The 18938-nt window shown below is 69.2% G+C and carries 16 protein-coding genes and 1 pseudogene; 12 read left to right on the top strand and 5 right to left on the bottom strand.

All coding sequences use genetic code 11. The features are described from left to right. Positions 1-13 precede the first annotated feature (13 nt). A complete protein-coding gene (locus JOY88_RS03890; protein ID WP_293500510.1) occupies positions 14-1483 on the bottom strand; it encodes a TonB C-terminal domain-containing protein in 1470 nt (489 codons plus the stop codon). 183 nt (positions 1484-1666) lie between these two features. Next, positions 1667-2599: an NAD(P)-dependent oxidoreductase gene (locus tag JOY88_RS03885; protein ID WP_293500508.1), complete on the bottom strand. Its 933-nt coding sequence runs from the start codon at positions 2597-2599 to the stop codon at positions 1667-1669. 33 nt (positions 2600-2632) lie between these two features. On the opposite strand from JOY88_RS03885, the gene JOY88_RS03880 reads away from it, so the two are divergent. From JOY88_RS03880 to JOY88_RS03870, 3 genes are read left to right on the top strand one after another with little or no spacing between them, the layout of a single operon-like run. Beyond that, positions 2633-3196: a YdeI/OmpD-associated family protein gene (locus tag JOY88_RS03880; RefSeq protein ID WP_293500507.1), complete on the top strand. Its 564-nt coding sequence runs from the start codon at positions 2633-2635 to the stop codon at positions 3194-3196. A 60-nt stretch (positions 3197-3256) separates the two neighbouring features. After that, positions 3257-5302, top strand: coding sequence for a M13 family metallopeptidase (locus tag JOY88_RS03875; protein ID WP_293500506.1), 2046 nt, complete (start codon positions 3257-3259; stop codon positions 5300-5302). 22 nt (positions 5303-5324) lie between these two features. Beyond that, the gene (locus JOY88_RS03870; RefSeq protein ID WP_293500505.1) at positions 5325-6071 is read left to right on the top strand and encodes an SDR family oxidoreductase; all 747 of its coding nucleotides are present in this window, start codon (positions 5325-5327) and stop codon (positions 6069-6071) included. A gap of 33 nt (positions 6072-6104) precedes the next feature. Here the strand turns inward: JOY88_RS03870 and JOY88_RS03865 are convergent, their stop codons facing one another. Beyond that, entirely contained in the window at positions 6105-6995 is an 891-nt protein-coding gene (locus tag JOY88_RS03865; RefSeq protein WP_293500504.1) for a septal ring lytic transglycosylase RlpA family protein, read from the bottom strand. A gap of 16 nt (positions 6996-7011) precedes the next feature. Between JOY88_RS03865 and JOY88_RS03860 the strand changes: the two genes are divergently transcribed. Both JOY88_RS03860 and nadC read left to right on the top strand, forming a co-directional pair. After that, positions 7012-7710 (top strand): fumarylacetoacetate hydrolase family protein, encoded by a 699-nt coding sequence (locus JOY88_RS03860; RefSeq protein WP_293500503.1) that lies wholly within the window; start codon positions 7012-7014, stop codon positions 7708-7710. Positions 7711-7716: 6 nt separating this feature from the next. Further along, positions 7717-8583: a carboxylating nicotinate-nucleotide diphosphorylase gene (gene nadC, locus JOY88_RS03855; protein WP_293500502.1), complete on the top strand. Its 867-nt coding sequence runs from the start codon at positions 7717-7719 to the stop codon at positions 8581-8583. 109 nt (positions 8584-8692) lie between these two features. Here nadC and JOY88_RS03850 read toward each other — a convergent pair whose 3' ends face one another. Next, entirely contained in the window at positions 8693-9430 is a 738-nt protein-coding gene (locus JOY88_RS03850; protein WP_293500500.1) for a proteasome-type protease, read from the bottom strand. Continuing rightward, positions 9427-10452, bottom strand: coding sequence for an SDR family oxidoreductase (locus JOY88_RS03845; protein WP_293500498.1), 1026 nt, complete (start codon positions 10450-10452; stop codon positions 9427-9429). Before JOY88_RS03845 ends, JOY88_RS03850 begins: the two co-directional genes overlap by 4 nt. Positions 10453-10548: 96 nt before the next feature. Here JOY88_RS03845 and JOY88_RS03840 point away from each other — a divergent pair, with 96 nt between their 5' ends. From JOY88_RS03840 to JOY88_RS03815, 7 genes and pseudogenes are all read left to right on the top strand, one after another. Further along, positions 10549-11439: a LysR family transcriptional regulator gene (locus JOY88_RS03840; protein WP_293500496.1), complete on the top strand. Its 891-nt coding sequence runs from the start codon at positions 10549-10551 to the stop codon at positions 11437-11439. Positions 11440-11581: 142 nt separating this feature from the next. Then, positions 11582-14983 (top strand): EAL domain-containing protein, encoded by a 3402-nt coding sequence (locus tag JOY88_RS03835; protein ID WP_293500494.1) that lies wholly within the window; start codon positions 11582-11584, stop codon positions 14981-14983. A gap of 113 nt (positions 14984-15096) precedes the next feature. Continuing rightward, the gene (locus JOY88_RS03830) at positions 15097-15996 is read left to right on the top strand and encodes a GNAT family N-acetyltransferase (RefSeq protein ID WP_293500492.1); all 900 of its coding nucleotides are present in this window, start codon (positions 15097-15099) and stop codon (positions 15994-15996) included. Between the two features lie 120 nt (positions 15997-16116). Continuing rightward, positions 16117-16428, top strand: a pseudogene (locus JOY88_RS23075) (hypothetical protein); the annotation flags it as partial. Between the two features lie 40 nt (positions 16429-16468). Further along, entirely contained in the window at positions 16469-16642 is a 174-nt protein-coding gene (locus tag JOY88_RS03825) for a hypothetical protein (RefSeq protein ID WP_293500490.1), read from the top strand. After that, positions 16639-16809, top strand: coding sequence for a hypothetical protein (locus JOY88_RS03820; protein ID WP_293500488.1), 171 nt, complete (start codon positions 16639-16641; stop codon positions 16807-16809). Before JOY88_RS03825 ends, JOY88_RS03820 begins: the two co-directional genes overlap by 4 nt. 409 nt (positions 16810-17218) lie before the next feature. After that, entirely contained in the window at positions 17219-18502 is a 1284-nt protein-coding gene (locus JOY88_RS03815; protein ID WP_293500486.1) for a Fic family protein, read from the top strand. Positions 18503-18938: the final 436 nt, after the last annotated feature.

The raw sequence follows: 18938 nt of genomic DNA, 5'->3' as shown, positions 1-18938 counted from the left end.
CGGCCGACCGACTTCAGTACAGCCGTATCGCCGTGTCGAAGTGCCAGCTGCGGCGGATCTCGATGACGTCGTACTCGCGCGCCAGCGCTGGCGGGAAGGCCGGGTAGTTGGCCTGGCTCTCGACGACGCGGCGGACGGCGGCGTCTATGGCCGGCACGCCGCTGGAGCGGACGAAGCTGACCGATTCCACCGTGCCGTCGCTGCGCAGCGCCACCGTCACCAGCGGGTCGGTGTGGGGCTGCCCGACGGCCTCGCGCACCAGCTCGAAGGTGGGATTGAGCTGGATCTTGCGTGCCCAGGCCTCGGCGTAGAGCACCATCTCGGCGTTCGCGTCGGCGCGCCCGAAGAGGCGGCCGCGGCGGGCGCTGCTCCAGGAGGAGGGCAGGTTGGACTGGGCCTGGCGGGCCGCGTCGCGCCTGGTGGCCTCCTCGTTGAGCTGTTGGCCGATGGCGCGCAGCCTGGCCTCGCGCAACTCCTCCGCGGCCTTGGCGGCGGCCAGCCTGGCCGCCTCGGCGCGGGCCGCCTCGGCGCGGGCCGCGTCCTGGCGCGCTGCCTCCTGGCGGATGGCATCCTGCCGTGCTGCTTCGATGCGTGCTGCTTCGGCGCGCGCCGCCTCGGCCTGGGCGGCTTCCTGGCGCGCGGCCTCCTGTTGTGCGGTGGCACGCCGTGCGCTCTCCTGCCGCTCGGCCTCCAGGCGCGCCGCTTCGACGCGGGTCGCCTCCAGCCTCGCCGCAGCCTGGCGCTGGGCCTCCTGGCGTTCAGCGTCCAGCCGTGCCGCCTCCTTGCGGGCGACCTCCTGCCTTGCGGCTTCCAGTCGTGCCGCTTCCTGACGGTCGGCTTCGGCCTGGGCGGCCGCCAGACGCTCGGCCTGTTGCTGGGCCTGTTGCTGCGTCTCGCGTCCGGCGCCGTCGAGCCGTGCCAGTTCGACGGCACGCTCGCGGGACCCGCGCTCCAGCGCAGCCCGGCTGGCGTCGCCGGGCTCGCGCAACCGCGTCACCTCGATCGGCGGGCCAGAGGCTGCGGCGAAGGCGGCGATGACGGGGACAGATGCCGGCGGTGCGGGCGGCACGCTCCAGGTCGCCTCGCGGGGCTTGTCGACGGCGATGACGGGGAGGGCCGCCGGGGCGGCGGGCGGTGCATCGTCGACGGCCTGCGTGACCTCGGCCTGAGGCGCTGGCGTGGTAGCCGCGTGCGTAGTCGGGGCTTCGGCCGGCGGTGCCGGCACCCCCACGGGCTCGGCAGTCGGCGTCACGAGCACGACGCGCAGGTCGGGCACCTCGGCCCGTCGGGCCTGCCAGGGCAGGGTCAGGCCGGGCAGGCCCAGGCCTTCGCCGCCGAAGGTCAGGCTCAGCAGCAGCGCGTGGACCAGCAGGGAGACGAGCAGCGCGTGCGCAGGGGCGCCACGCCGCCCGTGCGGCCAGGAAGCGGCCGGGGTGGAGGCGGGCGTCGGCGCGAGGCGGGGGCCGGTGGACCAGCGGCTCAAGCCGGCCCCGCCGCCGCTGCGCGCAGGCCGTGACGCGTCAGCCGGCCCCGGCAGGGCTGGCTCGGCTGGGCGTGGCGCGTGAACCGCATGGGCCTATTGTCGTCAGGCGCGCGGCCAACCCGGTAGCGGGTTGCCATCAGGTTGCCCCCGATCCAGGGAGGCATCCGCTGCGCGGCCGCGGCCTCAGATCGGCGTGGGCAGCGGCGCGCCGCGCCGCCATGCCTCGACGTTGGCGATGAAGTTCTCCACCGTCGCGCGTATGGCCTGAGGCGACCAGCCGGCCACATGGGGCGTGAGGATGACGTTGTCCAGCCCCAGCAGCTCCTGGGGCGGCCGGGGTTCGCTCTCGTAGACGTCCAGCGCCGCGCCCGCGATGCGGCCGGCCCGCAGCGCGGCGGCCAGGGCGGCGGTGTCCACGCAGCTGCCGCGCGCGATGTTCACCACGTGACCGCCGGCCCCCAGGGCGGCCAGCACCTCGGCGTCGACGATGTGCTTGGTGGCCGTGCCGCCGGGCGTGGCGACGACGAGGTCGTCGGCCCAGGCGGCGAGCGCCGTCACGCTGTCGAAGTAGGTGGCTGCACCGGCAGCCTCGCTGGGGCGGCGATTGTGATAGCCGATGACCATGCCGAAGGCCGCCGCGCGCGCGGCGATCTTGCGGCCTATGACACCCAGGCCGACGATGCCAAGGCGCCGGCCGGTGAACTGCGGGAACAGCGGCAGCGCGTCGCGCCAGACGCCGGCCCGCAGCGCGGCGCCCTGCTGGGGCAGGGCGCGCACGCTGGCAAGCAGCAGCGCGAGAGTGTGGTCGGCCACGCAGTCGTCGTTGGTGCCGGCGCCGTTGCAGGTGAGGATGCCGCGCGCCTTGGCGGCCGCCACATCGACGTTCTCATGGCCGGCACCCTGGGCGGCCAGCAGCTTCAGGTTCGGGCAGGCGGCGATCTCGGCGGCCGTGAAGCCGGTGGCACCATTGGTCAGCACCAGATCGATGTCGGGACCGTGGGTCGCGATGGCGGCTGCGCGTGCGGCGGCGGTCGGTGCGTCGATGACGCGGAAGCGGTTCAGCAGCAGGGCCTTGTGTTCATCGACGATGGCGACGAGCAGCAGCAGGGTGTTCATGGGTGGCGCGGAGGCAATCAGAATGCGCGCATCATGGCCGAACCGCATTACTTCGCTTCTCCTGAGGAATTCCGCGCCTGGCTGGCCCGGCATGCCGCCACGGCGACCGAGCTGGTGGTGGGCTTCCACAAGGTGGGCTCGGGCGTGCCGAGCCTGACCTGGCCGCAGTCGGTGGACGAGGCGCTGTGCGTCGGCTGGATAGACGGCGTTCGCAAGCGTGTGGACGAGCTGCGCTACCAGATCCGCTTCACGCCGCGCCGCCCGACGTCGATCTGGAGCCGCATCAACATCGACCGCGTGGCCGTGCTGACCGCCGAGGGGCGCATGCGGCCGGCGGGCCTGGCGGCGTTCGAGAAACGGACCGATCGGCGCAGCGTCGTCTACGCCTACGAGCAGGAGGGCGAGGCGGTGTTGCCGCCCGAACTGGAGAAGCGCTTCAAGCGCCAGCCCAAGGCCTGGGCCTGGTTCGAGGCCCAGCCGCCGGGCTGGCGGCGCCAGATGCTGCGCCGGGTGCTGAGCGCCAAGCAGGCGGTGACGCGGGAGCGGCGGCTGGAGCTGCTGATCGCGGCCGCAGCCGAGGGCCGGCGCCTCCTCTGACGAATGGCCGGATCGGCCAGCGCGCCCACAATCGTGGCACTTCAATACCGCCTTTACACCATGAAACGACTGCTGCTCACCGCCCTGCTGGCGGCGACGCTGGCCCGTGCTGCGGGCGAGACACCGCTGGACGCGCTGCCCTACACACCCAGCCTGGACGTGACGGCCATGGACCGCAGCGTCGACCCCTGCGACGACTTGTACCGCTATGCCTGCGGTGCCTGGAGCAAGGGCAATCCCATCCCCGCGGACCAGTCGCGCTGGTCGGTCTACGCCAAGATGGCCAACGAGAACCAGCGCTACCTGTGGGGCGTGCTGAACAAGCTCGGCGAGCCGGGAGGGGAGCGCACGGCCGCCCAGGCCCAGCTGGGTGACTACTTCGCCGCCTGCATGGACGAGGCCGCAGTGCAGGCCGCCGGCCTCAAGGGCCTGCAGCCGCTGCTGGACCGCATCGCCGCGCTGCAGGACAAGCGCGAACTGCCCGCCCTGCTGGCCCAGCTGCAGCTCACGGCCGGCAACGACCGCCTGTTCTTCGGCTTCAGCTCGGGCCAGGACTTCGCCGACGCGACACGCCAGATTGCCTTCGCCTCGGCCGGCGGCCTGGGCCTGCCCGATCGCGACTACTACCTCAAGCGCGACGCCAAGACGCTGACCATACGCGCCGCCTACGAGGCCCATGTGGCCCAGATCTTCGAGCTGCTGGGCGACGAGCCGGCCGCTGCCCGGGCCGCCGCGCGCCGCGTGATGGCGACCGAGACGGTGCTGGCCAAGGCGTCGCTCAGCAAGGTGGACAAGCGCGACCCCTACAAGACCTTCCACGTCGTCGATGCCCGCGGCCTGCAGGCCTTGATGCCTGGCTTCGACTGGGCGGCCTACCAGGTTGCGTTGGGCACCGCACCCGCGCAGGCGCGCTACAACGTCACCGAGCCGGCCTTCTTCAAGGCGCTGGGCGCGCGGCTGCGCGCCATGAACCTGGCCGACCTGAAGACCTATCTGCGCTGGCAACTGGCCAGCAGCCTGGCTCCGGCGCTGGACAACGGTTTCGTGCAGGCCAACTTCGACTTCTACGGCCAGACCCTGCACGGCACGCCGCAGCTGAAGGCGCGTTGGAAGCGCTGCGTGCAGCTGGTGGACCTGCAGCTGGGCGAGGCGCTGGGCCAGGAGTTCGTCGCGCGCAACTTCACGCCCGACCTGAAGGCCGCCACCGTGCAGATGACCGACGAGATCGAGGCCGCGATGGCGCGCAGCATCGACGGCCTGGCCTGGATGAGCGCCGAGACCAAGGCGCGCGCGCAGGCCAAGCTCAAGGCCATCGTCAACAAGGTGGGCTACCCCGAGCGCTGGCGCGACTACTCCGCGCTGGCCGTGCAGCGCGGCGATTTCCTCGGCAACGTGATCCGCGGCAACATGTTCGAGGCCAAGCGCCGCCTGGCCAAGATAGGCCAGCCGCTGGACCGCGGCGAGTGGGGCATGACGCCGCAGACGGTGAACGCCTACTACGACGCACAGATGAACGACATCAACTTCCCCGCCGGTGTGCTGCAGGCGCCGCTGTACGACCCACGCCTTGACGAGGCGCCCAACTACGGCAACACCGGCGGCACCATAGGCCATGAACTGACGCATGGCTTCGACGACGAGGGCCGCCAGTTCGACGCCCAGGGCAACCTGAAGAACTGGTGGACAAAGAAGGACGGCCAGGCCTTCGAGCAGCGCGCCGCCTGCGTGGCCGACCAGTACGCGACCTACACCGTCGTCGACGACATCAAGATCAATTCCAGGCTGACGCTGGGCGAGGACCTCGCCGACCTCGGCGGCCTCGTGCTCGCCTGGGAGGCCTGGAAGGTCCACATGACCGGCAAGACGCTGGAAAACCGCGACGGCCTGACGCCTGAGCAGCGTTTCTTCGTCGGCTTCGCGCAATGGGACTGCGCCGACGCCCGTCCCGAGGCGCTGCGCGTGCAGGCCAAGGTGGACCCGCATTCGCCGGCCCGCTGGCGCATCAACGGCGTCGTCGTCAACATGCCCGAGTTCGAGCACGCCTTTTCGTGCAAGCCGGGCGCCAAGCTCGTGAAGCCGGCCGGCCAGCACTGCAAGGTCTGGTGAGGTCGCTGCCATGATGTCGCCCGTGTCGAACTGGGTCCTGATCACCGGCGGTTCGCGGGGCATAGGTGCTGCGACGGCGTTGCGCTGCGCCGCGGCGGGCTGGGATGTGGCCATCAACTACGCGCGCGACGCTGCCGCAGCAGACGCGCTGGCAGGCCAGGTGCGCGCGCTTGGCCGTCGCGCTGTCACGCTGCAGGCCGACGTGGCCGACGAGGACCAGGTGGCGACGATGTTCGAGCGGCTGGATGCCCAGGGCGGCCGGCTGGCGGGCCTGGTCAACAACGCCGGCATCGTGGCGCCCGTCGCGCGGCTGGAGGTGATGACGACCGAGCGCTGGCGCCGCCTCTTCGAAGTCAATGTGCTGGGCACGCTACGCTGCTGCCAGCAGGCAGCGCGGCGCATGAGCACGCGGCATGGCGGCGCAGGCGGCGCCATCGTCAACCTCAGTTCGCGCGCCGCCGAGTTCGGATCGGCCGGTATCTACGTGGACTACGCCGCCACCAAGGGCGCTGTCGACACGCTGACCAAGGGGCTGGCGCGCGAACTGATCGGCGAGGGCATACGCGTCAACGGCGTGCGCCCCGGCATCATCGAGACCGACATCCATGCGGCCAGCGGCATGGGCGCGGCTGCGGCCGCCGCCGCATCCACCATACCCATCCAGCGCCTGGGTCGTGCCGAGGAGGTGGCCGAGGCCATCGCCTGGCTGCTCAGCGAAGCGGCCAGCTACACGGTGGGCGCGCTGCTGGACGTGGCGGGCGGGCGCTGAGCCCGCCGCCCCGCAGGGCGCGGGCAGCGCGTTTCACCGCTTCTCCACCAGGCTCGCGTCGATCCCGCCTGCGTTGCGCAGCCGCGCGGCCGTGGCGCGAGCCTCGTCCAGGCTGGGGAAGGGCCCGGCGCGCAGATGGTGGCGGCCGGCTTCTCGCACGATGGTCAGCAGCGGCAGCAGGCTGAGGTCGGCCTCGGCAACGCGCTGGCGCAGGCCTTCGGCGCCGTCCAGCCTGGCAAAGGTGCCGAACTGCAGCCAGTACACGCCGTCGCCCGCGGCCATGGCCGGCGAGGTGGTCTCGCGCAGCGGCCCGCCTGGCGGCGCGTCGGGCACGAACACCGGCACGGGCTCGCCGGCAGGCTTGACCCAGTTGCCGGCGCGGATCTCGGCGTGCGTGATGCGCCGCACTTCCACCGACGTCACGCCATGCAGCACGTCCAGCCTCAGCGCCGCGGTGTAGCTGAGGTCGATGATGCGGCCCTTGTGGAAGGGGCCACGATCGTTGATGCGGACGATGACCTCGCGTCCGTTGGACGGGTTGCGCACGCGGGCATAGCTGGGGATGGGCAGCGTGGCGTGCGCGGCCGTCATCGCGTACATGTTGTAGACCTCGCCGCTGGCTGTGGGGCGGCCGTGGAACTTCTTGCCGTACCAGGAGGCCAGGCCCTTTTCTGCGTAGGCGACGTCACCCTTCAGCGGCTCGTAGCGCTCGCCCAGCACCTCATAGGGCTTGTTGGGGCCGCCGACGCGGACGGGGTCCAGGCGCGGTACGGCGTCAGGCACGCTGCCGAGGTGGGGTGGTGGGTTGCGCTCGGGGCCGTCGCGCTCGCTGCTGCTGCCGCCGGAGCGCGTCGCGCAGCCGGTCAGCAGCATCAGTGCCAGCAGCAGAAAAGCCAGCCCAGTATGCTGTGCGGTCTGTCCCAATCGGCTATGCCTTGCCATGAGCAACTTCGTCTTTCCTCCGGTCGAAATACCCAGTGCCGCGGTGCGTGGCACCGAGGCCCGTTACGCGGTGCGGCGCATCTTCTGCGTCGGCCGCAACTATGCCGATCATGCCCGTGAGATGGGCGCCGACCCGACGCGCGAGCCGCCGTTCTACTTCACCAAGCCGGCAACGGCGCTGACGCCCTCCGGCGCGACGGTGCCCTATCCCACAGAAACCCGGAACTACCACTACGAGATGGAGCTGGTGCTGGCCCTGGGCGCGCCGGTGTTCAAGGTCACGCCCGAGGCGGCCCAGGCCGCGATCTGGGGCTATGCCACGGGCCTGGACATGACGCGCCGCGACCTGCAGGCCGCGGCCAAGGCGGCGGGCAAGCCCTGGGACACGGCCAAGGGCTTCGACCAGTCGGCCATCCTGGGCGAGATTGCGCGCGTGGCCGACATCGGCCGCCTCGACAAGGGCGCCATCACGCTGGCCGTCAACGGCGTGGAGAAGCAGCATGGTGACCTGGCCGACATGATCTGGAACGCCGCCGAGATCGTCGCCAACCTCTCGCATCTCTACCACCTGCACCCCGGCGATCTGATCTACACGGGCACGCCGGCCGGCGTGGGCGCGGTGCTGCCGGGTGACGAACTGGTGGGCCGCATCGAGGGCCTGGGCGAGATCCGGCTGATCGTCGGCCCCGCGGAGTGAGTGGCGATGTTTTCTTCTGAGGAGACGCTGGCGCAGGCGCGCGCCCGCAACATCCACGAGGCGCTGGCCGAGGACATCGGCCATTGCGACTGGACGGCCCTGCTGGTGCCCGTGGGCCGGCGCGTGGCCGCCCAGGTGCGGGTGCGCGAGGCGGCCGTGCTGTGCGGGCGCGACTGGTTCGACGGCGTGTTCGCCGCGCTGGACGCGACGGCCCGCATAGCCTGGCTTTACGACGAGGGCGCCTCGATGACGGCGGACGGCATCGTCTGCCGCATTGAGGCCGATGGCCGCGCGCTGCTGAGCGCCGAGCGGCCGGCGCTGAACTTCCTGCAGCTGCTGTCCGGCACGGCGACGATCACGCGTGCCCATGTCGACGCGGTGGCCGGCGCCAGCCCGAACGCCAAGGGCTGCGCCATCCTCGACACCCGCAAGACCGTCCCCGGCCTGCGCCTGGCGCAGAAGTACGCGGTGCGTGTGGGCGGCGGCCAGAACCAGCGGCTGGCGCTGTATGCCGGCATTCTCATCAAGGAGAACCACATCGCCGCGGCCGGAGGCGTGGGCGAGGCGCTGCGGGCGGCCCAGGCGCTGCAGTCGGGCGTGGACATCCAGGTCGAGGTCGAGACCATCGCGCAGTTGCGCGAGGCGTTGGAGGCCGGCGCCGTCAGCGTGTTGCTCGATAACTTCAGCGAGCCGCAGATGCGCGAGGCCGTGGCCGTCAACGCCGGTCGGGCGCTGCTGGAGGTGTCGGGCGGCGTAGCGCTGGAGCAGCTGCGCTGGATCGCTGCCACCGGCGTGGACCGCATCTCCATCGGGCGCCTGACCAAGGACGTCAGGGCCGTCGACTACTCGATGCGCGTGCTCGGCCCGATTTGACGGCGACGCGCGCTGGCGCGTCACCTCATCCGGCGGTTGCCGCGGAACCGGCTCCGCCGGGCCGCTGGCGGTGCCACCCTTGAGGGAGCCGCCGTCAGGCGGCAGGGGGCTAGGCCTCGAACCAGGGCTCGTTGGGCAGATCGTCGAAGACTTTCCTGAGTCCGGCGCTCCAACCCTGGCGCAGCGCCTGGAAATAGGGGTCGTCGCGCTCGATGCGGTTGGGTGGCCCCATGGCCTGCTCGAACTGGTTGGCGCGCAGCATGACCATGTCGATGGGCAGGCCCACCGACAGGTTGGATTGGATGGTCGAGTCGAAGCTGACGAGCGTGCATTTGGCGGTCTCGTCCAGCGGCGTCGTCTCGTAACGGACGACGCGGTCGATGATGGGTTTGCCGTACTTGCTCTCGCCGATCTGGAAATAGGGCGTGTCCTCCGTCGCCTCTATGAAGTTGCCCTGCGGGTAGACGTGAAAGAGGCGCGGACCTTCGCCCTTGATCTGGCCGCCCAGCAGCATGTTGGCGCTGAAGTCCACACCGCCCTGCTGGTCGTCGCTGTCACGCGCGACGATCTCCTTCAGCGTGCGGCCCAGCAGCACGGCTGCGTCGTACAGCGACGGCACGTTGAGCAGGTGCTCGCCATCGCCGTGCAGGCGCTGGTTCAGAACCGAGATGACGGACTGCGTCGTCGCCAGGTTGCCCGCGGTCAGGATGATGATCTCGCGCTGGTGCGGGACCTGGAACTGGTACATCTTGCGGAAGCTGGCGATGTGATCGACCCCGGCGTTGGTGCGGGTGTCGGACGCGAACAGCAGGCCCGCACGCAGGCGCATGGCGACGCAGTAGGTCATGGCGGAGTCCCGACGAATGAGCTGGAGTCCATGTTACGGCCGGTCATCGGCGTCGGCAGGCAGCCCAGGCCTCGCAGCGCGGCTTCGACGGCCTCGTCCAGTGGCGTGTGCGGCTCGCTGCCCAGCGTGGCGACGAGGCGGGCGTTGTCCATGCGCACGGGCTGCTGCCAGAGATAGCGCATCTCGCGCATCTCCCTGAGGGTGGCGACAAAGGGCGAGGCCAGGTTCAGCAGCCACCAGGGGAAGGCGGTGATGCGCGGCGGCCTGCCGCCGTGGCGAGCGACGACGCGCTGGATGGCCTCGGCCATCTGGCGGCCGTTGGCGTCCCAGTGGCCGGCCATATGGAAGCTTGCGAAGGCCGGCAGGCTGTCGCGCCGCGCCAGCAACTCGACCATGGTGCGCGCCACGTCTGGCAAGTAGGCCCACTGGTGGCCGGTGCCCGGCGAGGCGGGGTTGCCGATCGCCGTCACCGGCCGGCCCGGCTTCACAAGCCCCTGCGAGAACCAGTTGTTGCCTGGCCGTGGCCCGAAGAAGTCGCCGGCCCTGACGATGATGACGCGCAGCCCCGCCGTGCTGGCCGCGCGCAGCCGCGCCTCCATCTCGACGCGGATCGCGCCCTTGCGCGTGAGGGGCCGTTGCGGCGCGTCCTCGCGCAGCAGCGGGAAGGCGTCGGGGCCGAAGTTGTAGACCGTGCCGGGCAGCAGCAGCGTCGCGCCCTCGGCCCGCGCCGCGGCCAGGCTGTGCTCCAGCATGGGCAGCACGACGCGATCCCAGTCGCGGTAGCCGGGCGGATTGACGGCATGCACGATGACGCCGCAGCCATGGGCCGCGCCAGCGACGTCGGCCGCGTTCAGCGCGTCGCCGCGCCGCCATTGGATGCCGTCGCGCGTCTCCTGCGACGCCGCCAGGCCGCGCTTCAGACCCGAGACCCGCCAGCCCGCGTCGTGCAGCTGCCGCGCCACCTCTCCGCCGATACCGCCGCTCGCACCCAGCACCAGGGCCGTCTTTGCCTTGTCCTGCATCGCTGCACTCCAGTTCGTTGTCGATGGCCGTCATTCTGGAAACCAGCGACCTATTTGAGAATTGCCAAAGATGGCGGTGCAGCTATACATTTGTGTATGACATCGACGCTGCCCTGGGAGCTGCTGCACACCTTCCTCGGCGTGCTGCGAGAGGGCTCCCTGTCGGGTGCCGCGCGGGTGCTGGGACTGACCCAGCCGACTGTCGGCCGCCATGTCGCCGCGCTGGAGCAGGCGTTGGGCCAGCCGCTGTTCACCCGCTCGCCGACCGGCCTGCTGGCCACCGATGCGGCGCTGGCGCTGCGCGGCCATGCCGAGCAGATGGAGGCCGCCGCCGCGGCGCTGCAGCGGGCGGCGACGGCGCGCGGCGACGAGGTCTGCGGCACGGTGCGCGTGACGGCCAGCGAGGTCATAGGCGTGGAGGTGCTGGCCGGCGTGCTGGCCGGGCTGCGCGAGCGCCACCCGGGCCTGGTGCTGGAGCTGGCGTTGAGCAACCAGCTGCAGGATCTGCTGCGCCGCGAGGCCGACATCGCCGTGCGCATGACGGCGCCCGAGCAGGGCCAACTGGTGGCCCGGCGCATCGGCAGCATCGAGCTGGGCCTGCATGCACGGCCCGACTATCTGGACCGCCACGGCCGGCCGGCGACGCTGGCCGAGCTGCGCGGCCACGCGCTGATCGGCTTCGACACACCGACGCCCTTCATCCGCATGGGCGTCAAGCGCCTTGGCGGCCTTGGCCGCGACAGCTTTGCGCTGCGCAGCGATTCGGACCTGGCCCAGCTCGCGCTGCTGCGCGCCGGTGCCGGCATAGGCATCTGCCAGGCGGTGCTGGCAAGGCGCGAGCCGGTGCTGGAGCGCGTGCTGGCGGCCCAGTTTTGCTGGCCGCTGGAGACCTGGATCGCCATGCACGAGGACCTGCGCCAGAACACGGCCTGTCGGGTCGTCTTCGAGGCCCTGGTGGAGGGGCTGTCGCGCCACGTCGGCGCCTGAGGCCCCGACGTGGCCAGGCGTGGCGCGCGCCGGCCACAGTTTGCTGCGGCAGTTGAACGCAAGGCCGGCTGAGGCGAATAATCGCTTCCCGAACGAGGCGGTCGACCGGAAGGGCGCCGCCGCCGCTGCCTAAGGGGGGAGCGTGCAACAGACCACAAGCTTCGAGAGCCAGGTTCGCTTCGCGTTCGCCTTGGCCATCGCGATGGTGGCTGGGCTGTCCTTCGTCATCTGGCACCTGGCCAACGAAGCCGCCGAAGCGGCGCGGCAGGTCGTGCGGACTCAGAAGGTGATGCACGGCCTGGCCTATACCCGCTCGGCCACGCTGCAGATCGAGCTGAGCACGCAGAGCTTCCGCATCACGGCCGCCCCGGAGCATCTGCAGGCGCGCGATCTCGCCATCGCCAGGCGCGAGCAGTCCCTCGACGAGATCGGGCAGTGGACGGTCGACAACGCGGCGCAGCAGGCTCGCTGGCAGGAGTTGCGCGCGGTGCTGGCGCAGCGGCTGGCGATGTCGCGCCAGATCGAGGTGCTGCGCGCCTTCGAGGGCCGCGCGGTGGCTGACGCCTATGTCGCCAGCGCTCCCCTTCAGGAGACCCGCCTGCGCGCTCATCGCCTGCTGGATGCCATGGAGGAGGATGAGAGCCACCGGCTCGAGTTGCTGATCTCCAATGGACAGGAGAAGGGCCGCCTGCTGAACGTGGTGGGCGGAGCGATGGTCGGCGCGTGGCTTGCCATGCTGGCGGCCACCTATGGACTGATCCGCAGGCAGCTCAAGCGCCTCGATGCGAGCAGCCAGCAGCTCGAGGACAGTGAGGGGCGGCTCGCCATCACGCTGCGCTGCATCGCTGATGGCGTCATGACGACCGATGTCGATGGCAGGGTCACGCGCATCAATCCGGCGGCGGAGCGCATGACCGGCTGGACCGCCGCCGATGCCATTGGCCGGCATGTTGACGCGGTGTTTGCGCTGCGCAGCGGGACCAACCATGTGCCGCTGCCCGGGCCGCTGCCCGCGGTCATGGCCAGTGGCGAGCCACAGAACGCGGAGAGTGATCTCCTGCTGCTGGCGCGCGACGGCAGCGAGCACCAGATCGCCTATTCAGCCACGCCCAAGCAAGATCTGCTGGGGCACATCCGCGGCATGGTCCTGGCGTTTCGGGACGTGACGTTGGAGCGACGTGCCAAGCTTGGCATCGAGGCGCAGAACCGGTTGCTGACCGCGCGGGTGGACGAGCGCACGGAGCAACTGCGCCAGAGCGAGGCACATCTGCGCAGCGTCACCAGCAATGTGCCGGCCATGATCGCCTATGTCGACGCGCAGCAGCGCTACGTCTACGTCAACAAGCAGTACGAGGATCGCTTCGCGTCCCAGGGGGGCAGCATCGTCGGCCGCACCGTCTGCGAGGTGCTCGGCGAAGCGCGCTATGCCATCGCCGAACCCATGATCAAGCGGGTGCTGCAGGGCGAGCCGCAGACCTACGACTGGCAGCCCTTCCCGGACGTCTGGCAGGTCATCAGCTATGTGCCGCAGCGCGACGTCGATGGGAAGGTCAGCGGCTACTACGTGCTGGGCTCCGACATCACGGAACGCAAGCGCTCGGAGGCGCATATCCAGTCGCTGAACGGCGAGCTCGCCCAGCGCGTGCGCGAGCTCGAGCGCACGACGCGCGCGCTGCACACGCTCAGCGCGGGCAACCGGACCATGTTGCGGGCTGTCACCGAGGCCGAGCTGCTGGACGGAATGTGCGAGGCCATCGTCTCCACTGGAGGCTATGGCATGGCCATTGTCTGGTTCCGCCATGACGACGCGTTTGGCACGCTGATGCCCATGGCCGAGCGCGGCTACCCGGGAGGGCTGGCTGCGCTGCGGCTGCTGCGCGTCAGCTGGCGCGAGGGCGAGTTCAGCGGCGGCGCCGCGGCGCACTCGGTGCGCAACGATGAGGTCACCGTCGTCGGCGACATGGCCTCCAGCCCGAAGTACGGGGCATGGCGGCGGCACCTCGGCGGGCAGCGGTCGGCGCTGGCCTGCCCGTTGCGGGTGGACGGCCGCGTCGTCGGGGCGCTGGCCATCTACGACGTCGAGCCGGAGGTCTTCGATGCCGACGAGGCGATCCTGCTGACCGAGTCGGCCGACGACCTGGCTTTCGGCATCGCCACGCTCAGGTCGCAGACCCAGCAGGAGCAAGACCGGGAGGCCTTGTACCGCCTGACTTACTTCGACGCGCTGACCGGGCTGCCCAACGAAGCCCAATTCGCCGAGGGCCTGCGCGCGGCGATCGAGAGGAGCCAGCTGACCCAGCAGCCGTTTGCGGCGCTGCAGATCAACATCGACCGGCTGCGCGAGGTCAACGACGCGCTCGGCTTCAAGCAGGGCGACCAGATGCTGCGTGAATTTGGCGCCAGGTTGCGGGCCGTCGCTCCCGAGCCGGCGCTGGTCGCGCGGCTGCGTGGCGACGAGTTCGCGATCCTGATCTCCGACAGCGACCGGACCGCGGCGACGACGTTCGCGCGCCGCGTCGCCGACGTGCTGTCCGAGCCCTTCCAGATCGCGGACATTCCGCTCGACGTGTCCTCCAAGACCGGCGTTGCGCTGTTCCCGGAGCATGGCGCCACGCCACATGACTTCTTCCGCCACATGGACATTGCGGTCCAGCAGGCGCGGCAGCGCGGGCTGCGCCAGACCATCTTTGACCCCGTCAGGGGGGCCGAGCAGCCGGGCCGGCTCAGCATGGCGTCGGAGCTGCGCCGTGCGATCGAGGAGGACCAGCTCCGGCTCTACCTGCAGCCCAAGGTCGAGCTGTTCAGCGGCCGCGTCTGCGGGGCCGAGGCCCTGGTGCGCTGGCAGCATCCCATGCGCGGCATGGTTTCGCCGCAGGAGTTTATCGAGCTGGCCGAGCACACGGGCCTGATCCGGCCCCTGACGGAGTGGATGATCAGGGCGGTGCTGCAACAGAACCGGGCCTGGGCCATCGAGGGCGGCGCGTTGCCGATCGCGGTGAATCTCTCGGCCCGCAACCTGAGGGACGTGGAACTGCAGGAACAGATTCGGCGCCTGCTGGCGGAGTTCGCGGCGCCGCGGGGCACGCTGGAGCTGGAGATCACGGAAAGCGCGGTGATGGAGGACGCCGAGTTCGCACTGCATGTGCTGCGTAACCTGCGCGACATGGGCATCCCGCTCTACCTGGACGACTTCGGCACCGGCTACTCGTCGCTGAGCTATCTGCAGCGCCTGCCGGTGGACTACATCAAGATCGACCAGTCCTTCGTTCGCGACATGCTGACCAGCAGGGACTCGGCCACCATCGTGCGGTCGACCATAGACCTGGTACATGACCTCGGGCGCCGCATCGTCGCAGAGGGCATAGAAACCGCGGATCACTGGGATCAGCTGGTGCGGCTGGGTTGCGACTATGCGCAGGGCTACTTCATCGCGAGACCCATGCCGGCCGCCGAGTTCCAGGGCTGGCTGCGCGACTACGAGCTGGCAGCCAAGGTCTCGGAGGCCGGCGCGTCCGTACACGACGAGGTGCCCAAGCGCCATTGACGGGGGCTCCGGCGCCAATGCCGGCATCGGCCCATGAACGCCGCGGGCCGCGAATTTGGCTCCGGCAAGGCCTTCTGCTATACAACGCAGGCCCCCGCTTCGGAGCTGGTGCCATGCCGCATGTCGTGCGACCTGCGCGCGCCGACGATCTGGCGCGTGCCCAGGAGCTGGTCGTTCGCAGCATCAACGACCTGACCTCCCGCCACGGCTTCGGGCCGATAGCCCGGGTGCGTCCGCCGAACTTCCAGGCCTTCTGCCTGCGGGACGACGCGCGCGGTACCTGGCTGGCCGAGGACGGCGGCGAAATGGTCGGCTTCGCGCAGAGCTGGACCTGCGATCGGCTCTGGTTTCTTGCGGAGCTGTTCGTCGCTCCCGAGCGCCAGGGCGATGGCATCGGCAACGAGCTGCTGGACCGCGCCCTCCAGCATGCCCGCGAGGCCGGCGCGGCAACCAAGGGCCTGATCACCTTTGCGTTCAATGTCGCGTCACAGGGGCTGTATGTCCGGCACGGCCTGTTGCCACGCCAGGTCATCCACCTGTGCGGCGCCGAGCGCGGGGCAATGGCGCGCCGGGCCTGGGACCCGACGCTCCGCACCAGCCCTATCCGGGCGACGACGGCCGACCTCGAGACGTTGCGACAACTGGACCTCGCGACGCTGAGCGTTGGACGGGAGAAGCATCACCGCTACCTGCTGAGCGATGTGGCGATGACGGGCGTGTTCCTCGAGGAGGGCGGCGAGCGGGTGGGCTATGCGTATGTCGACAGCACGGGACATGTGGGCCCGCTGGCCGTGCTGCACGCCGGGGCCATGCCCGCGGCCTTCCGGACGGCGCTGGCGCTGGCGGTCGCGGGCGATGCGCCGTGGATTTCCGTGTTCGTCCCCGGTGCGAGCGATGCACTCGCGATCGCGGCCGACCAGGGCCTGCGCTTCATGCTCCCCATGGTGCTGATGGCCGATCGCGACTGCGGTGACTGGGCGCGCTATCTGCCGCGCAATCCTGGCTTCATGTGAGGCCGCCGCCGGCGGTGCCAGGCGAGGCTGGGATGGCCCGCGATTTGAGCTGTGATTGAGAGCGGTGGGTGGCCGTGGCAATGGGTTCACGTCCCGCTCGTGCCGCTCTCCCGTAGAGCCATGCTTCAGCATGGCCGGGACAGAGGCAAGGCTCTGACGAGAAACTGTGAAGCTTTGGGGCGGTCCGCCGCCCTGGCCTCGAAAGCGTTCCTCTTTGAGGCAGCCTGCGCGCATCACCACTATGGACAAAAGCATTTCTTCTTGTCCGTAATGGTGAACGTTTTGTCTATGCCGGTCGAGCCAATGCCCAGCAGACCTCCCGTCATATTCCGCCAGGAGCAGCGCATGCTCGCTGCGCTGGGTGAGCGCGTGCGTCTTGCCCGGTTGCGCCGCAAGCTGACCACCACAACGGTGGCGCAGCGAGCAGGCATTTCCCGCACCTCGCTGTACAACGTCGAAGCCGGAGATCCCGGTGCAACGCTTGGCACGTATCTGCGGGGTGCTTGCGGTGCTCGGCTTGGACAAGGATATCGACGCGGTGGCAGCCGACGATCGGGTCGGGAGGAAGCTGCAGGATCTCCAGATGGACTCCCCGCCGAAGTCCAGACGTACTGCCGCGGCCATCAAGCGTGAGAGCGCGAAATGAGCGGTTCGGATCTGGAGGTCTGGCTCGACAGCGACCTTGACGAGATGCGTCGCGTCGGCACGCTTTCCCATGACCGGGGCCAGGTTCTCGACGCCGACGCCGACGCCGACGCCGACGCCGACGCCGACGCCGACGCCGACGCCGACGCCGACGCCTTGTCGCCGTGACGCGCTCAGAGCCGGCACCGAGTTCGACGATCGCGGTTGTGGTGCAGGGCATGACGCTGCGGCTGTCCACCACCAAGTCCGGCGAGCGGCTCAATCTGAAGCGGCCGACATGAACGACGCCTACGTTCGAACCGTCCAGCTGCTGCTGGACATCGCACGAGCGATCTTCGAGACGCCTGTGTTCGCGATGATGGGGGACAGGGGCACGCTATCCAACCTCTCAGAGAGGAGAAGTAGGCAACTTTGACCCTTCCCGAGGTCCCTAAGAAGGGGGTTGGCGCACTAGGAGGGCTGATTCGAGTAACAAGTGTGATGCCTAGAAGAGGCATAACAAGCGTGATATCTCGCAGATGAAGAGGAAGAAGATAAGAGTTTTCATAGGAGGATGAGGGCGCATACAATCTCGCAGATGGATGCGCAGAAGATCTTGCAGTACGACCAGCCGCATCAGTTCGAACCTTTGATGCCACGGCAGGAGCAGCTCGAACCTCTTCTAGAGCTCGCTAGCGACCTCACGAGGGCTGCCACAGCACTCGGTACTCAGACCGGACCTAATGTTCACGGGGATCTGCGTGCGCTGCTGCGCAGCATGAATTCGTACTACACCAACCGCATCGAAGGGGAGCACACTCGTCCAGCGGACATCGAGCGAGCCCTTCAGCAGGACTTCTCAGCCAACGCTGACGTCGCGCGGAAGCAGCGGCTAGCGGTTGCTCACATCGAAACCGAAAAGCACTGCGAGGAACAACTCGGCGCCGTCAGCGCTGAGGCGGTACAGAGCCTGTACTCGGAAGAAGCACTGAAGTGGCTGCACGAGCGACTCTTTGCCGGCCTTAGACCTGAGGACCTAACGCTCTCCGACGGGTCCCAGATGGTTCCCGGCCAAGTGCGAGAGCGCCAGGTCGCCGTAGGGCGGCATGAGGCGCCCGCATTCGGGGCTGTGCCTCGCTTCATCGAGCGCTGGGGGCAGGTTTACGGTCGTACAAGGCGTGGAGAGGCGACTGTTGTTGCTGCGATGGCGTCGCACCACCGCCTGGCGTGGATACATCCATTCCTAGATGGCAACGGACGTGTCGCCCGCCTGCATACCCACCTCGTATTGCACGCCGCAGGCCTTACACACGGCTTGTGGTCACCACTACGGGGTTTTGCTCGCACAGAGACGAAGTACAAGGCATTGCTCCAAGCAGCGGATGAGCATCGACGCGGCGACCTGGATGGCCGCGGGAATTTGACTGAGGCTGGCTTGATCGAGTGGACGACCTACGCGCTGGAGATGTGCATCGACCAAGCCGACTTCATGGCGAGCATGCTGAACGTCGAGGGGATGCAAGGACGCATAGAAGCCGCGCTGACCTATGAGGAGTCAGTAATGAAGGCAGGCGTGCGCCGAGAAGCGCTGAAGCCGCTTCACTACTTGTTCGCCACCCAAACAGAGCTTGCACGCGCGGACTTCAAGACAATGACCGGCCTTGGTGACCGCGTTGCCACCGACCTGCTGTCCTCGCTACTCAAACAGGGCTACCTAAATACGGATTCAGCGTATGGCAAGGTGCGGTTTGCCATTCCGCGTCGTGCGCTCCAGTTTTACTTTCCCGACCTATGGCCAGAGGCTCAAAAGGATGCGGAGCCAGAAGCGGCCCACGCTGAAATGGCGCCCGCGCTGTTCGGTCGGACGCGCTCGAAAACCTGACAGGAGCCACCAGGCACAGGGCACATGGACATTCAGGCGTCAAGCAACCGGCCGCCATGCTCCTATGCGGCTCGCGACGGCGCGCGAATGATCAGCAGTTGATCGACTCTCGTCGGGCTGACCCTCGCATGCGATGGCCCGACTTCGGCTCGGACGTGCCTTTGCCTGCACCATGAGCGCTGCCGACGGCGAGCCTGACTTCACGGACGGACATTGGGTGCGCGAGCATCACTGCCCAGAATCGGCGCCCCCGAAGCGCCTGCAACCACTTCACTTGTTGGGCGCCTGCTGACTCCTGCTCGCCAAGTCGATATTGCGGATCGCCTTGCCGTCCTGTCGTAATAGTCCGGTGACGGCCGTTGTTGACGCGCTCACTCGCGGGCGTTGAACCGGGCGTTGATCTCGTCGACGTCGAAGGCGCGAGGATCGAAGGGGC

This window comes from Roseateles sp. (genome assembly GCF_019237615.1).
GTDB lineage: Bacteria > Pseudomonadota > Gammaproteobacteria > Burkholderiales > Burkholderiaceae_C > Pelomonas.
This window is presented reverse-complemented; position numbering and strand designations above follow the sequence as displayed.